The following is a 19,012-nucleotide window of genomic DNA, read 5'->3' on the forward strand; positions in this document are numbered from 1 at the left end:
AACCGATGGGGGATCGGGCCGGATGGGGGTCGGTGAATTCACGCTCCCCGCGCTGTTCTCTTGCGCGTGGGAAGGAATCCGCTCTGTGCCCACCCCCCACCCCCCTCGCCCCCCTTACCCCCCGCCCACCGGCGTCCCCGAGGAATCCGACGACGGCCTCGCCGGCGGTCTCAGAGGCAGACCGGACGGTGAGACGGCCCCCTCCGTCGCCCTGCTGATGGCGCGACACTGGCGGTCCGCCCAGGAATACGCGGTGATCTGCCTCGCCTCCCGGTCGGATCTCGCCGCCATGGTCACCGCCGCCGCGTTCCATCAGGTCCTCGACCGGCTGGCGCTCGGCGAACCGGCGACGGCGCTGCGTCCCCGGCTGCTGGTCGCGGTGCGGGACACGGTCCGGATCTGGGCGGCCGAGGAGCGAATATCGGCCGTTCTGCCGGATCTCGGGAAACCCGCCGGAGGCCGCGGTATGCGGGCCGCGAAGTCCCTGACCCCGGAAAATCGCAAGTTGGCCGGACGTTCATTCAACGCCCTTCCGGGACTGGCCCGTTGTCTGCTGTGGCACACCGAGGTGGAGTCGGAACCCATAACCGTGCCCGCCGGACTGCTGGGCATGGATACCGACACCGCGTCGGTCGCCCTCGAACAAGCGCGTGAAAAATTCCGCGAAGGTTGTGTGCACGCCCACCGGGAACTCGCGCCGACGAAGGATTGCCGCTTCTACAACCGCCTCCTCGACGTCCCCATTCGCCGCGGCGGAGCCCTGTTGCCGGATGTCGAGCAGCACCTCTCACAGTGCCGCTACTGCCGTTCCGCCGCCGAACAACTGAGCCATTTCGAGGGCGCTTTGGGCACCCTGCTCACCGAGGCCGTCCTCGGCTGGGGCGCCCGCCGCTATCTGGAGTCCCGCCCGGGACGAACCCAGCCGAGCAACCGCCCCCGAGGTTCGGCCCGGCACGGCCGCGGACGGCGGCGCCTGATGCCCCGTGTCCCCGCCCCGGTGCGCCGGGTGGTGGAGGGGCCGCGTCCGTCCCGGGTGCTGCTCACCGGTGTCGGCGTCGCCTCCGCAGGGCTGCTCGCCTCGGTCCTCGTGGCCAGTGGCTGGTCCGACGACGACGGCACCGCCCCGGCCGCCTCCGCCACCAGCGGCGGCACCGGAGCCAAGGCCCCGCCCACGGTGTCCTCCGCGCCTCCGGGCACCGCCCAACTCCCCGTTCCGCCGCAGCGGACCAGGCTGCGCAACGCCGGCGCCGATCTGTGCCTGGACATCCGCGACGACCCGGAGAAGGGAGCCGGTACCGAACTCGCGGTCTGCTCCGCGGCGCGGACCCAGCAGTGGTCGTACGAGAGGGACGGGCTGTTGCGCAGCGCCGCCGCGCCCGAACTGTGCCTCGACTCGCATGTGGACGCCGGTGTCGTGGTCCTCGGCCGGTGTGCCGACGCGGACGACGAGCGCGCCGACGATGTGCGCTACGACCTGACCGTGCAGGGCGAGTTGCTGCCCCGCTGGGACGAGCAGCTCGCGCTCACCTCGACCAACGGCACGGCGGGCGCTGACATCGTGGTCAAGGTGCGCGACGGCTCCGACGACCAGCGCTGGCTGGCCGATCCGGGGGCGTCGGCGGACCCGGGCTCGCTCTCGGTCGCCGCGCCCCCGTCGGAGCGGCCTAACTGACCACGTCCCGAGGTTCCCGGCCCGACAGATGGCCGGTCACGTTCTCCACCGCGGCCAGCGCGATGCGCACCAGCGTTTCGCGGGTGACCCCGCCGGCGTGCGGGGACAGCACCACGTTCGGGGCGCGCAACAACCGCAGGGCCGGGGTGGGCGGTTCGGGGTCGAAGACGTCGATGCCCGCCCCGGCCAGGGCGCCCTTCTCCAGGGCGTCCGCGAGGGCGTCCTGGTCGATCAGGGCGCCCCGGGCGGTGTTCACCACGAACGCCGTCGGCTTCAGCAGGGCCAGCCGATCGGCGCTGAGCAGGTGCCGGGTGGCGTCGGTGAGCGGTGCGTGCAGGGAGACGTAGTCCGCGGTGCGCAGCAGGTCGTCGAGGGGGAGGTGGCGGGCGCCGCCCAGGCTCGCCTCCGTCTCCTCGGCGACCCGGTCGCGTCCGGCGTAGACGACGTTCATGTCGAAGGCCACCGCGCGGCGGGCGACCTGTCGGCCGATCTGGCCGAGGCCGACTATGCCGAGGGTCTTGCCGGACAGTTCGGTGAGCGAGCGCTGCAGACGGGGCAATGCCCAGTCGGCCTCGACGAGCGCGGTGTGGGCGGGGATCAACTGCTTGGCGAGGGCGAGCATCAGGGCGAAGGTCTGCTCGGCGACGTTCTGCGCCTCGGCGCCGCTGGAGCCGATGTTGCACACCTTCACACCGCGCTCGCGGGCGGCGGCCAGATCGACGTAGTCGAAGCCGTGGCTCGCGCACTGCACGAGTTCCAGCTCCGGTGCCGCGGCGAGGTGTTCCGCGGTCACGGGGGCGAGCCCGGTGATGATCACCCGCGCGGAGCGCAGCGCCGCCGGGTCCTCGTCCGCCGTCTCGACGACGGTCACGTGGGCGTCGGCGGGGAAGAGCGTGGCGAGTCCTGCTCCGGTGCCACGGCCGCCCACGTGCGGGGCGATGACGGCGAGCACGTTCATACGGACTCCTCGACGAGGTCGGCGGGGCTCAGGCCGGCCGGGCCCGCGTGCCCCGACAGGGCGAGGGTGAGGTCGAGTTCGGCGAGCAGACAGCGGATGACGTGCTCCACGCCCGCCTGTCCGTCGAGGCCGAGGCCGTAGACGTAGGGCCGTCCGACGAACACCGCCCGCGCGCCGAGCGCTAGGGCCTTGAAGATGTCGTCGCCGGTGCGGACACCGCTGTCGAAGAGCACGGTCAGCCGGTCGCCGACCGCCGCCACGACTTTGGGCAGCGCGTCGGCTGCCGCGACCGAACCGGCCACCTGCCGGCCGCCGTGGTTGGAGACGACGACGCCGTCCATCCCCGCGTCGGCCGCCGCCCGCGCGTCGTCCGGATGCAGGATGCCCTTCAGGACGATCGGGCCGTCCCAGTTCTCGCGCAGGAACGCCAGATCCGGCCAGGTCTTGGCGGGGTCGGCGAACATGCCCACGAAGTGCATGACCGCGGCGTTCGGGTCCTCGTGCACCGGCTTGGCCAGGCCTGCCTGGAACGCCGGGTCGGTGAAGTAGTTGGCGGTGCCCACCCCGTGCAGGAACGGCAGGTAGGCCTGGTCCAGATCGCGTGGCCGCCAGGCCAGCAGCGGAGTGTCCAGGGTGACCACGAGGGCGGTGTACCCGGCCGCCTTCGCCCGGTCGAGGAAGCTACGGGCCACCTCGGGGTCCTTGGGCCAGTACAGCTGGAACCAGCGCTCGGCGTCCCCCATGGCTTCGGCGACCTGCTCCATGGGGGTGCTGGACGCGGAGGACAGGACGAAGGGCACGCCCTGCGCCGCGGCGGCACGGGCGGCGGCCGACTCGGCGTCCGGGTGCATGATCGACAGCACGCCGACCGGTGCCAGCGCCAGCGGAGCGGGCAGGTTGCGGCCCAGGACCTCGACGGACAGGTCCCGCTCGTGGACGTCGCGCAGCATGCGCGGCACGATCCGGCGCCGCTGCAGGGCGGCCCGGTTGGCGCGGGCGGTGCCGCCGTCCCCGGCGCTCCCGGCGACGTAGCCGACCGGGCCCGGGCCGAGGCGCTGCTCGGTCAGCTCCTCGAGCCGGGTCAGATCGGTGGGCAGCCGGGGTACGGCCCCCGTCATCCCGTTGAGATAGATCTCGTACTGGAAGTCCGCCCAGTGCTTGGCCATGTCGTACGTCCCGCCTCTCGTCGCTGAGAACGCGCAAGTACGCAGACCATACCGACCGGTAGGCAGGAGGGGAGGGGTCAGGTCCGGGTCGCCGACTCGTGCAGGACGCGGGCCAGTTCGCGCGGCTGCGAGAACATCGGCCAGTGCCCGGTGTCCATCCGCACCAGCTCCCACCGGTCGCTCTTGAGCGCCTCGGCCACCGCGTCCGGCAACTCCTCCCCGTCGAGGAGGCACTTGACGTAGGTCGCGGGCAGTTCCCCGGCCGGGCGCGCGAGTACGGCCGGTTCGGTGGCCGTCGCGCCGGGGTGCGGGGTGGCGCCGCCGAGGAAGCGGGCGATCTGCTCGTCCGTCAGCCCCTGCCCCGCGCAGTCCTCGGGGGCGAGGGGCATCCAGAAGCCGTCGTGCTCGGCGATGGACCGGCGTACCTCGTCGCTGGGCCAGCCGGACAGGGCGGACTCCCCGTCGACCGGGACCATCGCGTCGACGAACACCACCCGGGCCAGCCGGTCACCGATCCGCTCGGCGGCCTGCCCGACCGGCACACCCGCGTAGCTGTGCCCGACCAGGACCACGTCCCGCAGGTCGAGGCGCTCGACCTCGTCGACGATGTCCTGGACGTGCGTCCGCTGCCCGGCGGGCACGCCCCGCTTCTCGGCGAGCCCGGTCAGGGTCAGGGGATGGACCTGGTGCCCGGCGGCACGCAGTTCCGCCGCCACCTCGTCCCACGCCCACGCCCCGAGCCATGCCCCCGCCACCAATACGAATCGCGTCATGCCCGCAACGTAGCCGAGGGGTCCGACAATGCCTCCGCGGCGCCCGGCCCGGTGATCGGCGGCACCGGGGTGTCGGCGGTCCGGGCGAGCCGCGCGCCCTCGGGCCCGTAGACGGCCCGGGGTTCGGGGAACAGCCGCAGCAGGGTCAGGAACAGCACGGCGGCCACGGCCATGGACAGCGGCAGGCTGATGTCGACGCCGTTGGCCAGGTCGCCGAACGGGCCGACGAACTGGCCGGGGATGTTGGTGAACAGCACGCCGAGCAGCGCGGAGACCCACCACGCGGTCATGCCGCGCCAGTTCCAGCCGTGCGCGAACCAGTAACGGCCGCCGCGCTGGCGGCGGTTGAAGACCTGGAGGGCCTCCGGGTCGTACCAGCCGCGCCGGGTCCAGAAGCCCAGCATCATCACGACCATCCACGGCGTGGTGCAGGTGATGATCATCGTGGCGAAGGTGGAGATCGACTGCACCAGGTCCAGGCCGAACCGCCCGATGAAGATGAACGCGATGGCGAGCACGCCGACCAGCACGGTCGCCTGCACCCGGGACAGCCGCGGGAACACCGAGGAGAAGTCGAGCCCGGTGCCGTACAGCGCCGTCGTGCCGGTCGACATGCCGCCGATCAGCGCGATCAGGCACACCGGCAGGAAGAACCAGCCCGGCGAGATCGCGAGGAGTCCGCCGACGAAGTCCGGGGCGGCCGGATCGACGTACTCGGGCGCCTTGTTCGCGATGATGCTGGCGGTCGTCAGGCCGAAGACGAACGGCAGCAGGGTCGCGATCTGGGAGAGGAACGCGGCGCCGATCACCTTGCGGCGCGGGGTGCTCGCGGGGATGTAGCGCGACCAGTCGCCGAGGAACGCGCCGAACGACACCGGGTTGGACAGCACGATCAGTGCGGCGCCGATGAAGGACGGCCAGAACAGCGACTGCGTCTCCGCGTCGGCGGAGTCGGTGAACACGCCCGCGTACGACGGATCGAAGTCACCGGCGAAGGCGACGGCGCCGAGCACGAACAGCAGGCTCGCCGAGACCACCGCGACCTTGTTGACGAAGAGCATGAACCGGAAGCCGTACACGCAGACCGCGAGGACGAGCCCGGCGAACAGCGCGTAGGCGACGACGTACGACAGGTCGCCGCGGCTCAGCCCGAACAGCCGGTGCGCGCCGCCGACCAGGGCGTCGCCGGAGCTCCACACGGAGATCGAGAAGAAGGCGACCGCGGTCAGCAGGGAGAGGAACGAGCCGACCACGCGGCCGTGCACGCCGAGGTGCGCGGAGGAGGAGACGGCGTTGTTGGTGCCGTTCACCGGGCCGAACACGGCCATCGGGCACAGGATCAGCGCGCCCGCGACCACACCGAGGAGGGTGGCGGCCAGGCCCTGCCAGAAGGAGAGCCCGAACAGGATCGGGAAGGCGCCGAGGACGCAGGTGGAGAAGGTGTTCGCGCCGCCGAACGCCAGCCGGAAGAGGTCCAGCGGGGTGGCGGTGCGGTCGGCGTCGGGGATGCGGTCCACGCCGTGGGCCTCGACCTCCGTCAGTGACGGGGGAGTGGACGACGACGGCGACGGGGGTGTCGGGGACAAGGAGGGCTCCAGCGGGAACGCGGCGGTGGAGCGCGGGGTGGCGCGGCGGCGGGGAAGGGGACGGCCGGTCGCCGGCGCGGGGGTGTGCGCGGCGGGCGGAGGCCGTCCCTCAGGGATCTGCCGACCGTACGGCCGTGGTCAAGGCCGGTGCCAGGTGATGTTTCATCCATCTTTCGGCTCGCCGGTGGACGAATCCTCCACCGGCGGCCCGGCTTCGGTGTCGGGCCCCTGCGCCCGTACCCGCTGGACGTGCTCCAGGGAGTCGCGCAGTTCGGTGAGCCAGTCGTCGGTGTGGCGCTGGACCAGGCGGACGCACCAGGCCAGGGCCTCGCTGCGGCTGCGGGCCACCCCGCCGGCGATCAGGGTGTCGAGCACCTGACGCTCGGGCTGCCGCAGCCGGGTCATCACAGGCGCGGCGACATGGGTGAACAGCGCGCGCTCGGTGCCGCACTCCACACCCCAGGACACCTTGCGTCCGAACCGGTGCTCGGCCTCGCGGGCCACCGCCATCCGGGCCTCCCGGGTGCGTTCCCGGAACTCCTGGACCCTGCCCTGCACGGCGGCGTCCCGCTCGGCGTCCGAGGCGTCCTCGGCGAGCCGGGGTTCGGGGATGCGGCCGATCACCGTGATCTCCTCGCGGTCGACCGAGACCTCGGTCAGCCGCTCGAAGAGATCGTCGGGGAGGCGGCCGGCGAACCAGCCGCGCAGCTTCTCTCGTTGCTCTGTCGTAATCATGTAATGACGATTACTCCGCCCGAACATGAACACAAGGGGTCGCGGAGAGATCGGCCGAGAGCGGAATCGGAATGTTTCAGGCCTATTGCGGAGCGCAGGGAATCAGGCCACTTGGCTGCTTCGGGCGATCAAGAACCGCCCCGCCAAGGGGTTGGAACGTTCGAATTCCGTTACTTCACGCCACTGATTCAACACGCAAGGTTACTGAAACGCATGGGGTCGATGTGTGTTCCGGCGGCGGACTCGGCAGAGTGGCGGTCGCCGGTTCCGGCCCGATCGGGCGGGCTCCGGCACACCCCCGATTCGAGCGGAAGGATGCACACAATGCGGAACACCGCGCGCTGGGCAGCGACCCTCGGCCTGACGGCAGCGGCCGTCTGCGGCCCTCTCGCCGGAGCCGCCCCCGCGGCTCCCGGCAACGCGCCCGCCTCGCTTTACGCCCCCTCGGCGCTCGTGCTCACCGTGGCCCACGGTGAGAGCGCGGCCCTCGCCGCCCCGGAGCGCGCCGTCACCCTCGTCTGCGCCCCCTCGGCCTCCGGCACGCACCCGGCGGCCGGCCAGGCCTGCGCCGAACTGCGCGCGGCCCAAGGGGACTTCGACGCGCTCGCGAGCGACGACGACATGCTGTGCACCAGGGAGTACAACCCCGTCGTCGTCACGGTCTCCGGCGTCTGGCGGGGCGAGCGGGTCTCCTATGAGCGGACCTTCTCCAACGAGTGCGTGAAGAGCTCCCTCGGCGCGAGCGTCTTCGCGTTCTGAGGGACCGGGATCGCACGGTCTCGTGTGCACCAGTGCAGCGGCCCGCAGATGGGGAGTGCGAGTCCTGTCGCGGGGCCGGTGATCTCGTCACGAGGGCCGGCCGGGCGGAGTGGGGCCGCCCGGCCGGCACCTCGGGTTCCGCTGCTCGACCGGCCGGTCCCGTCAGGGGCCGGCCGCTGCTACTTCGGCTCCGGCCTGAGCACCACGAAGTCCGCGCCCGACGGGTCCACGCAGACGGCCAGGCGGCCGACGCCCTCCGAGTCCTCGGGGCCCATCTGCACGCTGCCGCCGTTCTCGGTGACCCGGGCGACCGCGGCGTCGCAGTCCTCGACGTCGAAGACCGGGTGCCAGTACGGCTTGCCGCTCGCCAGCGTCAGATACTCCTTGGGCATGCCCATGATGCCGCCCTGCATCCGCTCCTCCGGCTGGTCCGCCGGGGTGATCAGGGTGTACTTGCCGGAGTCGCCCGGCAGGTCCATGTCGCTGTACCACCAGCCGAAGACATCGCCGTAGAACTTCTTCGCGGCCTCGGCGTCGGTCGTGTATAGCTCGGTCCACGACAGCGAGCCCGGCTTGTCCACCAGCTCCACGCCGCCGTTCGTGCCGGGCTGCCAGACGGCGAACTGGCCGCCCAGGGGGTCGCTGAACTGGGCCATGCGGCCCCAGTCCTCGAGGTCCATCGGGGCGACCCGCACGGTGCCGCCCGCCTTCTCGACCGCCTGGGCGGTGGCGTCCGCGTCGGCGACGTTGTAGTAGATCATCCAGGCCGAGCGCGCCCCCTCCTCGGTGAGCTTGCCGAGCCCGGCGACGATCTTGCCGTCCCTGCGGAACATCCCGCCTTCCATGTCCTCGCCGCCGCCCTCCATGGCCTCGTACTCCCAGCCGAGCACGGCGCTGTAGAAAGCCGCGGCAGCCGGTACGTCGGGGGCGCCGAGGTCGAGCCAGCAGGGGACACCGGGGACCGGGTCGGTGGTGATCATGAGCTTTCCCTTCGGAGATCCGTGTCAGGTCAGCCTGGCACCGGCCCGTCCGTCACGCAGGACGAGCGGGGGGCCGTACGGCCGACTCCTGCCCTCTTGGACTCCGCCCGGCCGCGGAACTCATCGCGGGCGTCAGGCCCTCTTCCGGTGACTGGTGTCGCACCACGGGTAGCACCGGCTGCGGCGGCAGGTGCACAGGGCGACCTGGAAGCGGTCGGAGCGCACCACGGTGCCGTCCTCCAGCTCGACCTCGACGGGCCCCTCCACCAGCAACGGGCCCCGGCGCTGGACCTTGATCCGGCGGGGCGGTTCAGACCGGGCGTTCGGCACGGACCACCACCAGCTCTTCCCGTTCCTCGGCCGCGGACAGCATTCCCTTTTGTCGCAGCCACTGTTCGCGCGTGCGCAGCACCGGTCCGAGGGGGATCCGGCGCCGCCGGGACACGGCCGCCTTCAGCCCGGCCGCGCGCAGCCGGTCCACGGTCTCGCCGGGACCGCTGAGCGCCGAGTGCACCAGCAGCAGCACCCCGCCGGGCCGCAGCAGCGCGGGCGCCTCCCGGCAGATGCGGTCCACGACAAGTCGTCCGTCGAGGCCCGCGTCCCAGGCCCGGGCGGCTCCGCGCGGCCGGGCATCGGCGGCGGGAGTCGGCACGTAGGGCGGATTGGCGAGGATGAGGTCGTACGACTGTCCCCGCACGGGTGCGAAGAGGTTGCCGTGCCTCACCCGCACCGGGAGACCGGTGAGCCAGGCGTTCAGCCGCACCGTCAGCACCGCCCGCCACGACACGTCCACCGCGGTCACACGTGTGTCGCGGCACGCGGCCCGGAGCGCCAGGGCGCCGGAACCGGCGCCCACGTCCAGCACCTCCGCGCCGGCGGGCAACGGCTCGTCGGCGAGCGCGTCGGCCAGCAGTTCGGTGTCCTCTTGAGGGGCGTAGACGCCCGGTAGCACCAGAAAGTTCACGGCGCCCGGGTACCCGGAGAATCAGGAGATAAGGGGTGTTTTAGAAATCTCGTGTGATCCGAGTGGCATGCGCAGTGCCGAGCGGCCCGCGCGCCAGTCGCCGAGCAGCCGCTCCGCGAGCCGGTCGTCCAGGTGGCCGGTGGCGGCGATGCCGAAGGCCACGTCCCGCGCCAGCTGCGGCTCCTCCTCGAGCAGACCGCCGATCACGTCGTGCCGCACGACCTGCTCGTGCACCGCGTCCGCCTCGACGTGCTCGGCGTAGAAGTGCTCGGCGGCGGGTCCCGCCCCGGTGCGGCGCATCGCCTGCGCCAGCCGCCGCGAACCGGGGGAGGAGGTGATCTCCACAGACGCGAAATGGCCGACGAGAGCGCCCCGGAGCCGTCGGTGCAGCCCGAACAGCGACATGAGGTTGACGGTGGCCAGCGTCTCCGGGCCGGCCGCGTCCAGATAGTGGCCGTACGCCGTGTCCAGGCCGAGGTCCGTCATCAGGTCGGCGAAGAGGCGGGCGTGGACCCGCTCGGGGCGGCCGCCGCCGTACTCGTCGAACTCCACCGCAGCCATCCCCGCCTTCGCCCGGCCCCACAGCCGGGGCAGCACCCAGGCGTGCGGGTCGGCCTCCTTCAGGTGGTACAGGGAGCGCAGCGCCGCGTACTCGCGCAGCTGCCACAACTCGCCCTCGGCGCTCAGGAAATGGCTCAATCCCGTTCCCTCGACCGGCTCGACGAGAAGGTCCGCGAGCGCGTCCTCCACGCTGTCGTGCGCGGGGGCGTCCGCGCGCAGGGCGGACAGGAACCGGTGCTCCAGCGCCGCGCGGGTGCGCAGCAGGTCCGGGTCCCACTCCCGGTCGGCGGACACCCCGGCGAAGCCCCGGTAGTGCAGCTCGTAGCAGACATACAGGGCGAGCTGGAGATCGTCGCCGTAGGGGGCGGCGCCCGCCAGGTCGCCGTTGCCCGGCAACGGGCCCGCGTCACGCAGGTGCCGGACGACGGCCTCGGAGACCGGGCCTCGGGTGGTCGGCAGGCAGGGGGCCTGCTGATCGTGGTTCATGCGCGCCGGGTACCCGAGGTGCGCGAGGCCATCCGTGCGCGTGGAGTCGGCCCGGACGGGTACTCCGGGGCGGCATGAAGGCACTTGTGATCAACTGCACCCTGAAGCGGTCCCCGGAGCCGTCGAACACCGAGGCGCTGGCCCAGGTCGTGGTCGAGGGGCTGACGAAGGAAGGCGTGGACGTCGACGTCGTACGGGCCGTCGACCTCGCCATCGAGCCCGGCGTCACCACCGAGGCGGTGCGCGAGGGCGACGACTGGCCCGGGGTCCACGCCCGGCTGATGGACGCCGAGATCCTCGTCGTCGCCTCGCCCACCTGGCTGGGGCGTCCGTCCTCGGTGGCCCAGCGGGTGCTGGAACGGATGGACGGCCTGCTCTCCGAGACCGACGACGAGGGCAGGCCCGTCGCCTACAACCGGGTCGCCGGAGTCGTCGTCACCGGCAACGAGGACGGCGCGCACCACGTGATCAGCGAGATCTCCGGGGCGCTCGCCGACCTCGGCTACACGATCCCGGGCCAGGCCTGGACCTACTGGCACCTGGGACCGGGCGCCGGCCCCGACTACCTCGACGAGGAACGGGGCCGTGAGTGGTCGCACCGCACCGGACGGGCCATGGCGGCGAACCTGTACGGCGTGGCGCGCGCCCTCGCGGAGCGGCCGGTGGGGCCGCCGCCGTCGTAGCGCGTCCGCGTAGCCAGTCGCCCTCGGACTCCTCCTGGAGCCGTGGACCCTCCGTCCCCGGCTTCCGCCCGGCCCTCAGCTCGTCACGCCCGCGACGTCCGAGCCTCCCGCGACGCGCAGCGGTACCGGGCCGGGCGGCGGCTCGCCCTCGACGCGGGCGACGCTGGTCCACCAGGAGGCGCCGTCCTCGATGTGCCGCAGCAGGATCCCCTCGCGGATCGCCCAGGGGCAGACGGTGACCGTGCGCAGGCCGGTCAGCTTCATCACCGTGTGTCCGACCACCGCGCCGGCCAGGCTCTGCGCGGCGCGGGGCGCGGAGATGCCGGGCAGCCGGGCGCGTTCGGCGGCGGGCAGCGTGGCCAGCCGCTCGATCGCGACGCGCAGGTCGCGGCGGTGCATCAGGCGTTCCATGAACGGGCCGTCCCGTCCGGGCGCCGCCCCGCACAGCCGGCCGAGCTGCTGGAAGGTCCGCGAGGTCGCCACCGCCGTGCGCGGGCCCTCCCAGCGGATCCGGGCCGCCACGTCCCGCAGTTGATGGCGCACCTTGCGGCGCAGCGCCCGTACCTGCTCGGCCGACGGCGGATCGTCGCCGTCGAAGAACTCATGGGTCAGCCGTGCCGCGCCGAGCGGCAGCGAGGCCGCGAAGTCCGGCAGCCGGCCCCGGCCGAAGGCCACCTCCAGCGAGCCGCCGCCGATGTCCACCAGCGCCAGCGGCCCCGACCGCCAGCCCATCCACCGGCGCGCCCCGAGAAACGTCAACTCGGCCTCCAGCTCGCCCGGCAGGGTGCACAGGTCCACGCCCGTGCGCGCCCGGACCGTGCTCAGGACCTCGCACCGGTTCGGGGCGGCCCGCACCACGGCCGTGGCGAAGGAGAGGGGTTCGGCCGCGCGCCAGCGGAGCGCGGTACGGCTCGCCTCGGCGACCGCCCCCACCAGCTGTTCGACGGCCTCTTCCGGAATCGCGTCCCCCGGTCTGACGTACTCGGACAGTCTCAGCCGCCATTTGGCGGTGTGCACCGGCAGCGGTACGCCGTCCTTGGCGTCCGCCACCACCAGCCTCACTGTGTTCGAGCCCACATCCACCACGCTGATTCGCATGGCGCCGTGAGTACCCGGATTTTCGACAGATCGAACGAAGGGCCGCCGTCTCCCTGCGGACGGCGGCCCTTCTGCGGCTCCGGGCGACCGGATCCGGTCACATGTGCACGACGGGTGCGGCGGAGGAGTCCTGCTCCGGCACACCGCGGCGGAAGAGCAGGAAGGAGATCACCGCTCCGGCCGCGAACAGGCCCGCCGACCACCAGAAGGCGGTGGTGTAGCTCTCGATCGTCGCCTGGGCCTGGACCACCTTGCTGGTGGCGTCGTGGCCGGCCAGGTAGTCCGTCGCCGCGCTCGCGGCGAGCGTGCTCAGCAGGGCCGTACCGATCGAACCGCCCACCTGCTGCATGGCGTTGACCGTCGCGGAGGCCACTCCGGCGTCCTCGGCCGCGACTCCGCCGGTGGCCAGCTGCATCGTCGTCGGCATCACCAGGCCGAGGCCGAACCCGATCACGATCAGCTGCGGCAGCACATGGCTCAGGTACGACGAGCCGACGCCGATGTCGGTCAGCCAGGCCATGCCGGCCGTGGCGATGCCGAAGCCCAGCGGAATGAGGGCCTTCGGGCCGATCCGCGGCAGCAGCGCCGTGGTCCCGAGCTGGGCCGCCACCATGAGGGCGGCGACCATCGGCAGGAACGCCACGCCGGTCCTGGTCGGGCTGAAGCCGAGGTTGAGCTGGAGGTAGTAGGTGAGGAAGAGGAACACACCGAACATGCCCGCGCCGGAGATCAGTACGGCGAGGAACGAGGCGCCCCTGCTGCGGTCGAGCAGGATCCGCAGCGGCAGCAGCGGGTGGGCGGCCCGGGTCTGCCACCAGGCGAACGCGGCCAGCAGTGCTCCGCCCGCGAGCAGGAAGCCCCAGGTCAGCGGGGAGCCCCAGTCATGGGTCTCGGCGTTGGAGAAGCCGTAGACCAGGGAGAACAGACCTGCGGCGACCAGGATCGTGCCCGGCACGTCGAGCTTGGAGTTCGCTGCGTCGCGGTGGTTGGACAGCAGCATCCAGCCGCCGACGAGGGCGATCACGGCGATCGGCACGTTGACGTACAGAGTCCAGCGCCAGTCCAGGGCGTCGGTCAGCACCCCGCCGAGGAGCAGGCCCACCGCGCCGCCGGCGCCGGCGATGGCGCCGTACACGCTGAAGGCCCTGGCTCGTTCCCGGGCGTCGGTGAACGTGGTGTTGAGCAGGGAGAGGGCGGCCGGTGCGAGGAGCGCGCCGAAGACGCCCTGCAGCGCGCGGGCGATGACCAGCATCTCGAAGCTGGTGGCGGCGCCGCCGAGCGCGGAGGCCCCGGCGAAGCCGATGACGCCGATCAGGAAGGCGGGCTTGCGGCCGAAGAGGTCCGCTATCCGGCCGCCGAGCAGCAGCAGGGAGGCGAAGGCCAGCGCGTAGGCGGTGACGATCCACTGCCGGTTGCCGTCGGAGAAGCCGAGGTCGGCCTGGGCCGAGGGCAGGGCGATGTTCACGATGGTGGCGTCCAGCACCACCATGAGCTGCGCGACGGCGACGATCGCGAGGATCCACCAGCGCTTGGCGGAGGCAGCGGGCGGCGCCTCCGCGGCGCGCACGGGCGCGCTGTCGGTCAGAGTCTTGTCGGGCATGAGGAAACCACTCCAGGGAACGTCGTTCGGACGGGCCACGTCTGAACGAAACGGTTTCGTACACATCGAGGCTAGAACAGTTTCAGCGAAACGGCAACGTTTCGTTGGCGAGGGGGGCGGGCTACGCCGGGCCGGAATGTCGGGCGGGTGGAGGAGGCGTGCCCGCGTGGGGCGGTGGCCTGGGGTGCGGAACTCCTGTGGACGTGCTGGGGGTTGTGCCAATGTGTGGGCATGCGTGCTGAACGGGGGACGGGGGATGAGGCCATGAAGATCGCCATCACCAGCACCGCGGGCGAAGCGGACCTGCGGTCGCTGTATCTGTGGCTGCGGGACGACTCGTACGTGCGACGCCACGCGCGTGTGGGGATACGGGCCGAGCAGCCCGCCCCCGGTCGCATGGGCTCCGCCCTCGACGTTGTCCAACTCGTCCTGGACAGCGGCTTCCAGCTCGGCAACCTCGCCCTGGCCTGGGCCGCGTGGCGCGCGACGCGCCCGGCGCCGGCGGAGATCACGTTCGAGCGCGACGGCATCAAGGTCACACTGTCAGGTCAGGATCCCGAGACCGCCGCCCGGCTGCTGGCGGAACTGGACCGGTAGCGGGCGTATGGACACCGCCGCCCCCGACAGATCCGCCGCCGTCCTGATCGGCGTGAGCCGGTACGACCATCTGCCACCCCTGCCGGGCGTCCGGGGCAACGTCATGGACCTCGCGGCCCAGTTGCGGGATCCGGCGGTATGGGGTCTGGCGGACGAGCGGTGCCGGGTGGTGCTGGAGCCGGGGGATGCCACGACCGCCTTCGCTCCGCTGCGGGAAACAGCCGACCGCAGCCTCGACACCCTGCTCGTCTACTACGCGGGCCACGGCCTGATCGACCCGAACCGGGGCGATCTGTGGCTCGGCCTGCCCCGGTCCGCCGTCGGGCGCCCGGACACCTCGATCCCGTACTACTGGCTGAGCCAGGAACTGCTGGGGCTACGGGTCGAACGCCGGATCGTCATCCTCGACTGCTGCTACAGCGGACGGGCCCTCGGCATGATGGGCGACGCCCAGGCCGCGGTGGCCAACGGGGCGGTGATCGAGGGGACCTATCTCATCGCTTCGGCCGAGGAGTCGGCGCAGGCGGTGGCTCCGCCGGGGGCGCGGCACACGGCCTTCACCGGGGAGTTGATCAGTCTGCTGGCCCATGGCGTGTCGGACGGGCCCGAACTGCTGCCCCTGGACGCCGTGTTCCAGCACCTCGCCGACGCCTGCCGCTCGCGGTCCTTCCCGCTGCCACAGAAACGGGTGCGCAACTCCGCCGGGGAACTGCCCCTCTTCCGGAACAGGGCGTACGCGCCGACGTCCGCCGGTCGACGGCTCGCCGACCGGTACGAGCTGGGCCCGTTGACCGAGACCGACTCCGTCACCGAGACGTACCGGGCCCGCGACATCGCGCTCGACCGGCCCGTGATGATCAAGATGATGCGTTCCGAGGCGGCGGCCGACGCGGGTCTCACGGCCGGTTTCCGGGAGCGCGCCAAGGCCCGCGTGGGGTTGCGGCATCCCTTCGTGGCCGTCCTGCACGACATCGGCACGGTGAGCCGGAACGGCATCGCCTGTCCCTACCTCGTCACCGAGGCGGTCGCCGGTGAGACGCTGGGAAGCTTCGTACGGCGGCACCGGAACCATCCCGAATGGGTCGTCGCCGTCGTCGCCGAGCTGCTCGGAGTCCTCGAACACGCCCATGGCCGGGGGGTCTTCGGGTGGCGCCTCGATCCGGACCGCATCCTGTTCACCCCGGAGAACCACATCAAGGTCGTCGACCTCGGCGACGCGCCGGAGGGCCACGACGACCTCCTGGAAGCGGGCCGTCTGCTGGCCACGCTGCTCACGCGTCCCGCGTCGAGCCCTTCGCAGGAGCTGATCGATGTCGTTCGGCAAGCGCAGTCCGTCCATCCCGCACACCGGTTCCACAGCGCCGGCGAACTGCGTCAAGTGCTCGACTCACTGAGGGGAAGAGCGACGGGCGACCGGTCGGTCCGTGCTGAGCCCGTGCCGGAGACCTGGTGATCCGCTTCGCGGACGGTTCGCACAAGTTTGCATTCCAGTGAACAGTGAGGATTCCGGCTGTGCCGGACCCCACCTGCCGGCGCTGCCGGACTGAGCGACGTCGGACCGAGAACCAGGCCGACTCCTAAGCCAACTGACGCCGCACCAACTCGTGCAACCGCCCACCCGTGTCCGCCAGCAACTGGCCCGGCGTCCCCTCCTGGGTCACCTTGCCGTCCTCCATCACGATCACTCGGTCGGCGTCCAGGACCGTTGACAGGCGGTGGGCGATGACGACGCGGGTGGCGTTGAGGGACTTGGTGCTTTCGATGACCGTCCGCTGGGTCTCGTTGTCCAGCGCGCTCGTCGCCTCGTCGAAGAAGAGGATTCGCGGGCGGCGGATCAGGGCCTGGGCGATCATCAGGCGCTGGCGCTGGCCGCCGGAGATCGCGCCACTGCCCGAGACGATGGTGTGCAGGCCCATCGGCATGCGCTTGATGTCCTCGGCAAGCCCCGCCATCTCCGCCGCGGCCATCGCCTCCTCCGGCGTGTACGGCTCGGTGCCGCAGATGACGTCGAGGATGGAGCCGGTGAACGGCTGCGCGTGCTGGAGGACGACACCGCACTGGCGGCGCACCGCCGACTGGTCCAGCGCCGCCAGGTCCTGGCCGTCGTAGAGGACACTCCCCGAGACCGGCTTGTCGAAGCCGATCAGCAGGCGCAGGAGGGTGGACTTGCCGCAGCCGCTCGGGCCCACGATCGCCACGAACTCGCCCTGACGGACGGAGAAGGACACGTCGTCCAGGACCAGGGGACCGTCGTCGGAGTAGCGGAAGGACAGGCGGCGGGCCTCGATCGCGCCGGTCAGCGGGCCCGGGCGGGTGCTCGCCGTGCGGACCTCCGGGGTCGCGTCCAGCACCGGCTTGATCTCCTCGAACAGCGGCAGCGCGGCCACCGCCGAGACGGCGGCGCCGGTGAGCTGGGTGACGGAGGTCAGCAGCATCGTCACCGAGGTGTTGAAGGTGAGGAACTCCGCCGCCGACATCGACCCGCGCGCCGGACCCGCCAGCAGCATGAACATCAGCAGCGTGCACAGCGGCAGGTACACCGCGCCCAGCACCGTGGTGAGGTTCTTGATCCGGCCGACCCGCTGCTGGAGTTCCCGGCTGCGGGCGAACTGCGCGGCCCACGCGGCGTACGCGTAGTTCTCGGCCGCCGCCACCCGCAGCTTGGGCAGCCCGCGCAAGGTCTGGAAGGCCTGGTTGTTCAGCTTGTTGCCGAGCACCACGAGCCGCCGCTGCCAGCGCACCTGCCAGAGGCCGAGCCCCAGGAACACCCCCGCGATCACCACCAGCATGCCGATCGCCGCCAGTGCCATCGGCACGCTGAACCACAGCAGCAGGCCCAGGTTCATCGCGCCGACCGTGACCGACTGGGCCACCGTCGGGCCGACTCCCGCCAGCAGCCGGCGGATCGCGCTGACGCCCATGGCCGCGCTCGCCAGTTCACCCGTGGAGCGCTCGGTGAAGAACTTCGTCGGCAGGCGCAACAGCCGGTCCCAGACCGCCGGTTGGAGGGTGGCCTCGATCCGGCCCTCCAGCCGCAGGATGGTCAGGTTCTGCAGCAGCATGAAGGCAGCCGCCACCACGCCGCTGACCATCACCGCCAGACACACCTGCACGATCGGACCGGTCTGCGCCTTCGGCACGAACTCACCGAGCACCTTGCCCGTCGCGATCGGCACCAGCGCGCCGATCGCCACCGTCACCAGCCCGCTGATCAGCAGGTTCGTCAAGTCCCCGCCGGTGCCGCGCATGCTGAAGCGCAGCAGCCTCAGCGGGCTGAGCGCACGGTCGGGCAGCGGGCGGTAGAACATCACCGCACGCGGCTCGAACTCCTCCGCGTTGGCCTTCTCGACCGGGGTCTCCCGGCCCGTCGCCGGATGGACGGCGACATAGCCGCCGCGCCGCCACAGCAGCGCGACCGGCGCCCCGGACAGGGCGCGGTGGCCGACCAGCGGGCCGACGTTGTCCCGCCACCAGCTGCCGTCGAGACGCACCGCCCGGGTGCGGACGCGGGAGGCGAGCGCCACCCGCTCGACCGGGTCGAGCCGTTCGCTTTCGGTGCCGCTCTGCGCGGGCTCGGCCAGCGCGATCCCGGCCGCCTCGGCGACCAGCTTGCAGGCCGCGTAGCCGGCGTCCGCGTCGGCGGCCGTCGTGCGCTGCCCCGACCGCTTGCCGATCGACGCCAGCAGTGTCCGGTCGGCCTGGGCGCGGACCGCCTCGCCGGCCCTGATGCCCGCCGCGGTGCGCGTCTCGTGAGTGCGCTCCAGCTGCTCGATCCAGCGGTCCAGGGTGGTCAGCAGGCGGTACTGCTGGTCGACCATGCTCTGCCAGACCGCCGGGTCCATCAGCAGGTCGGCGGCGGCCTCGTGGCCGTACAGGGAGCCGTACTGGACGCTGCCGGGCGGCACCTGCATCCAGAACACGTCGTCGTCGGTGATCGCGGCGGCCCGCTCGCCGGCCATCGGCGCCTGGAAGAGGATGGACAGACTGCGGCCGACGCCGAGGGCGAGGGCGTACTCCAGCGGGCTCGTCGTCGGCGGGACGTACTGCGGTTGGCCGTACTCGTCGTAGGACCAGGTCTGGGTGTGCGCGGGCTGGTGCAGCTCGCGCAGCCCGATGCGATGCACCACGCAGTCCCTGAGCGGGCGCGCGACCAGGGTGTGCTGCGGGCCCGCGACCGGACCCAGCAGCAGCGAGCCCGCCTCGAGCCGGCCCAGGTGGTGCCAGTGGCCCTGCTGTCCGGCGTCCACCGCGAACAGGTCCACCGCGCCGGACGCCACCAGCCACAGCACCTGCGGGCCTTCGAGGTCGAGGCGGTTGAACCCGGCGCAGTCGAGGCGCGTGCCCAGCTGCCCGAGCGCGTCGAGAACGAGGTCACCCTCGTGTACGGAGGTCAT

17 protein-coding genes are annotated in these 19,012 nt (G+C 72.1%); 5 read left to right on the forward strand and 12 right to left on the reverse strand.

The window, feature by feature from the left end; translation table 11 throughout:
* Positions 1 to 85 precede the first annotated feature (85 nt).
* Positions 86 to 1,672, forward strand: coding sequence for an RICIN domain-containing protein (locus AC068Z_RS33180; protein WP_478564098.1), 1,587 nt, complete (start codon positions 86 to 88; stop codon positions 1,670 to 1,672).
* On the opposite strand, the gene AC068Z_RS33185 is transcribed toward AC068Z_RS33180, so the two are convergent.
* The 5 genes from AC068Z_RS33185 to AC068Z_RS33205 form a co-directional block, all read right to left on the reverse strand.
* Positions 1,665 to 2,630, reverse strand: coding sequence for a 2-hydroxyacid dehydrogenase (locus tag AC068Z_RS33185; RefSeq protein WP_478564101.1), 966 nt, complete (start codon positions 2,628 to 2,630; stop codon positions 1,665 to 1,667). The genes AC068Z_RS33180 and AC068Z_RS33185 overlap by 8 nt on opposite strands.
* Positions 2,627 to 3,796 (reverse strand): lactate 2-monooxygenase, encoded by a 1,170-nt coding sequence (locus AC068Z_RS33190; RefSeq protein WP_478564103.1) that lies wholly within the window; start codon positions 3,794 to 3,796, stop codon positions 2,627 to 2,629. Before AC068Z_RS33190 ends, AC068Z_RS33185 begins: the two co-directional genes overlap by 4 nt.
* Before the next feature lie 77 nt (positions 3,797 to 3,873).
* Positions 3,874 to 4,569: an alpha/beta fold hydrolase gene (locus tag AC068Z_RS33195; RefSeq protein WP_478564106.1), complete on the reverse strand. Its 696-nt coding sequence runs from the start codon at positions 4,567 to 4,569 to the stop codon at positions 3,874 to 3,876.
* Positions 4,566 to 6,155, reverse strand: coding sequence for a purine-cytosine permease family protein (locus AC068Z_RS33200; protein WP_478564109.1), 1,590 nt, complete (start codon positions 6,153 to 6,155; stop codon positions 4,566 to 4,568). Before AC068Z_RS33200 ends, AC068Z_RS33195 begins: the two co-directional genes overlap by 4 nt.
* Before the next feature lie 162 nt (positions 6,156 to 6,317).
* The gene (locus AC068Z_RS33205; protein WP_478564112.1) at positions 6,318 to 6,890 is read right to left on the reverse strand and encodes a hypothetical protein; all 573 of its coding nucleotides are present in this window, start codon (positions 6,888 to 6,890) and stop codon (positions 6,318 to 6,320) included.
* 324 nt (positions 6,891 to 7,214) lie between these two features.
* On the opposite strand from AC068Z_RS33205, the gene AC068Z_RS33210 reads away from it, so the two are divergent.
* Positions 7,215 to 7,649 (forward strand): protease inhibitor, encoded by a 435-nt coding sequence (locus tag AC068Z_RS33210; protein ID WP_478564115.1) that lies wholly within the window; start codon positions 7,215 to 7,217, stop codon positions 7,647 to 7,649.
* Positions 7,650 to 7,828: 179 nt separating this feature from the next.
* On the opposite strand, the gene AC068Z_RS33215 is transcribed toward AC068Z_RS33210, so the two are convergent.
* The 4 genes from AC068Z_RS33215 to AC068Z_RS33230 all read right to left on the reverse strand — a co-directional run bounded on the left by AC068Z_RS33215 (position 7,829) and on the right by AC068Z_RS33230 (position 10,640).
* Positions 7,829 to 8,629 (reverse strand): VOC family protein, encoded by an 801-nt coding sequence (locus AC068Z_RS33215; RefSeq protein WP_478564118.1) that lies wholly within the window; start codon positions 8,627 to 8,629, stop codon positions 7,829 to 7,831.
* A 132-nt stretch (positions 8,630 to 8,761) separates the two neighbouring features.
* Entirely contained in the window at positions 8,762 to 8,959 is a 198-nt protein-coding gene (locus AC068Z_RS33220) for a CDGSH iron-sulfur domain-containing protein (RefSeq protein WP_478564121.1), read from the reverse strand.
* On the reverse strand, positions 8,940 to 9,593 hold the full coding sequence (locus AC068Z_RS33225) for a HemK2/MTQ2 family protein methyltransferase (protein WP_478564124.1): 654 nt from the start codon (positions 9,591 to 9,593) through the stop codon (positions 8,940 to 8,942). Before AC068Z_RS33225 ends, AC068Z_RS33220 begins: the two co-directional genes overlap by 20 nt.
* A 21-nt stretch (positions 9,594 to 9,614) precedes the next feature.
* Positions 9,615 to 10,640 (reverse strand): iron-containing redox enzyme family protein, encoded by a 1,026-nt coding sequence (locus AC068Z_RS33230; RefSeq protein ID WP_478564127.1) that lies wholly within the window; start codon positions 10,638 to 10,640, stop codon positions 9,615 to 9,617.
* Between the two features lie 74 nt (positions 10,641 to 10,714).
* Between AC068Z_RS33230 and AC068Z_RS33235 the strand changes: the two genes are divergently transcribed.
* Complete coding sequence (locus AC068Z_RS33235; RefSeq protein ID WP_478564130.1) at positions 10,715 to 11,323, forward strand: flavodoxin family protein; 609 nt, start codon at positions 10,715 to 10,717, stop codon at positions 11,321 to 11,323.
* Between the two features lie 75 nt (positions 11,324 to 11,398).
* Here AC068Z_RS33235 and AC068Z_RS33240 read toward each other — a convergent pair whose 3' ends face one another.
* Together AC068Z_RS33240 and AC068Z_RS33245 are read right to left on the reverse strand one after the other, a co-directional pair.
* A complete protein-coding gene (locus tag AC068Z_RS33240) occupies positions 11,399 to 12,421 on the reverse strand; it encodes a Ppx/GppA family phosphatase (RefSeq protein WP_478564133.1) in 1,023 nt (340 codons plus the stop codon).
* 97 nt (positions 12,422 to 12,518) lie between these two features.
* Positions 12,519 to 14,021: an MFS transporter gene (locus AC068Z_RS33245; protein WP_478564136.1), complete on the reverse strand. Its 1,503-nt coding sequence runs from the start codon at positions 14,019 to 14,021 to the stop codon at positions 12,519 to 12,521.
* Positions 14,022 to 14,285: 264 nt separating this feature from the next.
* On the opposite strand from AC068Z_RS33245, the gene AC068Z_RS33250 reads away from it, so the two are divergent.
* Entirely contained in the window at positions 14,286 to 14,618 is a 333-nt protein-coding gene (locus AC068Z_RS33250) for an effector-associated constant component EACC1 (RefSeq protein WP_478564139.1), read from the forward strand.
* Between the two features lie 7 nt (positions 14,619 to 14,625).
* The gene (locus AC068Z_RS33255) at positions 14,626 to 16,071 is read left to right on the forward strand and encodes a caspase, EACC1-associated type (protein ID WP_478564142.1); all 1,446 of its coding nucleotides are present in this window, start codon (positions 14,626 to 14,628) and stop codon (positions 16,069 to 16,071) included.
* 124 nt (positions 16,072 to 16,195) lie between these two features.
* Here AC068Z_RS33255 and AC068Z_RS33260 read toward each other — a convergent pair whose 3' ends face one another.
* Positions 16,196 to 19,012, reverse strand: coding sequence for an NHLP bacteriocin export ABC transporter permease/ATPase subunit (locus AC068Z_RS33260; RefSeq protein WP_478564145.1), 2,817 nt, complete (start codon positions 19,010 to 19,012; stop codon positions 16,196 to 16,198).

Source organism: Streptomyces sp. NPDC043726 (assembly GCF_056436565.1).

What these genes read in the sequence shown, in the direction of transcription:
- AC068Z_RS33185 (WP_478564101.1), bottom strand. Translation starts at nt 2,630, where the DNA reads ATGAACGTGCTCGCCGTCATCGCCCCGCACGTGGGCGGCCGTGGCACC.
- AC068Z_RS33190 (WP_478564103.1), bottom strand. Translation starts at nt 3,796, where the DNA reads ATGGCCAAGCACTGGGCGGACTTCCAGTACGAGATCTATCTCAACGGG.
- AC068Z_RS33195 (WP_478564106.1), bottom strand. Translation starts at nt 4,569, where the DNA reads ATGACGCGATTCGTATTGGTGGCGGGGGCATGGCTCGGGGCGTGGGCG.
- AC068Z_RS33205 (WP_478564112.1), bottom strand. Translation starts at nt 6,890, where the DNA reads ATGATTACGACAGAGCAACGAGAGAAGCTGCGCGGCTGGTTCGCCGGC.
- AC068Z_RS33210 (WP_478564115.1), top strand. Translation starts at nt 7,215, where the DNA reads ATGCGGAACACCGCGCGCTGGGCAGCGACCCTCGGCCTGACGGCAGCG.
- AC068Z_RS33215 (WP_478564118.1), bottom strand. Translation starts at nt 8,629, where the DNA reads ATGATCACCACCGACCCGGTCCCCGGTGTCCCCTGCTGGCTCGACCTC.
- AC068Z_RS33230 (WP_478564127.1), bottom strand. Translation starts at nt 10,640, where the DNA reads ATGAACCACGATCAGCAGGCCCCCTGCCTGCCGACCACCCGAGGCCCG.
- AC068Z_RS33235 (WP_478564130.1), top strand. Translation starts at nt 10,715, where the DNA reads ATGAAGGCACTTGTGATCAACTGCACCCTGAAGCGGTCCCCGGAGCCG.
- AC068Z_RS33240 (WP_478564133.1), bottom strand. Translation starts at nt 12,421, where the DNA reads ATGCGAATCAGCGTGGTGGATGTGGGCTCGAACACAGTGAGGCTGGTG.
- AC068Z_RS33245 (WP_478564136.1), bottom strand. Translation starts at nt 14,021, where the DNA reads ATGCCCGACAAGACTCTGACCGACAGCGCGCCCGTGCGCGCCGCGGAG.
- AC068Z_RS33250 (WP_478564139.1), top strand. Translation starts at nt 14,286, where the DNA reads ATGAAGATCGCCATCACCAGCACCGCGGGCGAAGCGGACCTGCGGTCG.
- AC068Z_RS33255 (WP_478564142.1), top strand. Translation starts at nt 14,626, where the DNA reads ATGGACACCGCCGCCCCCGACAGATCCGCCGCCGTCCTGATCGGCGTG.
- AC068Z_RS33260 (WP_478564145.1), bottom strand. Translation starts at nt 19,012, where the DNA reads ATGACCTCCGTACACGAGGGTGACCTCGTTCTCGACGCGCTCGGGCAG.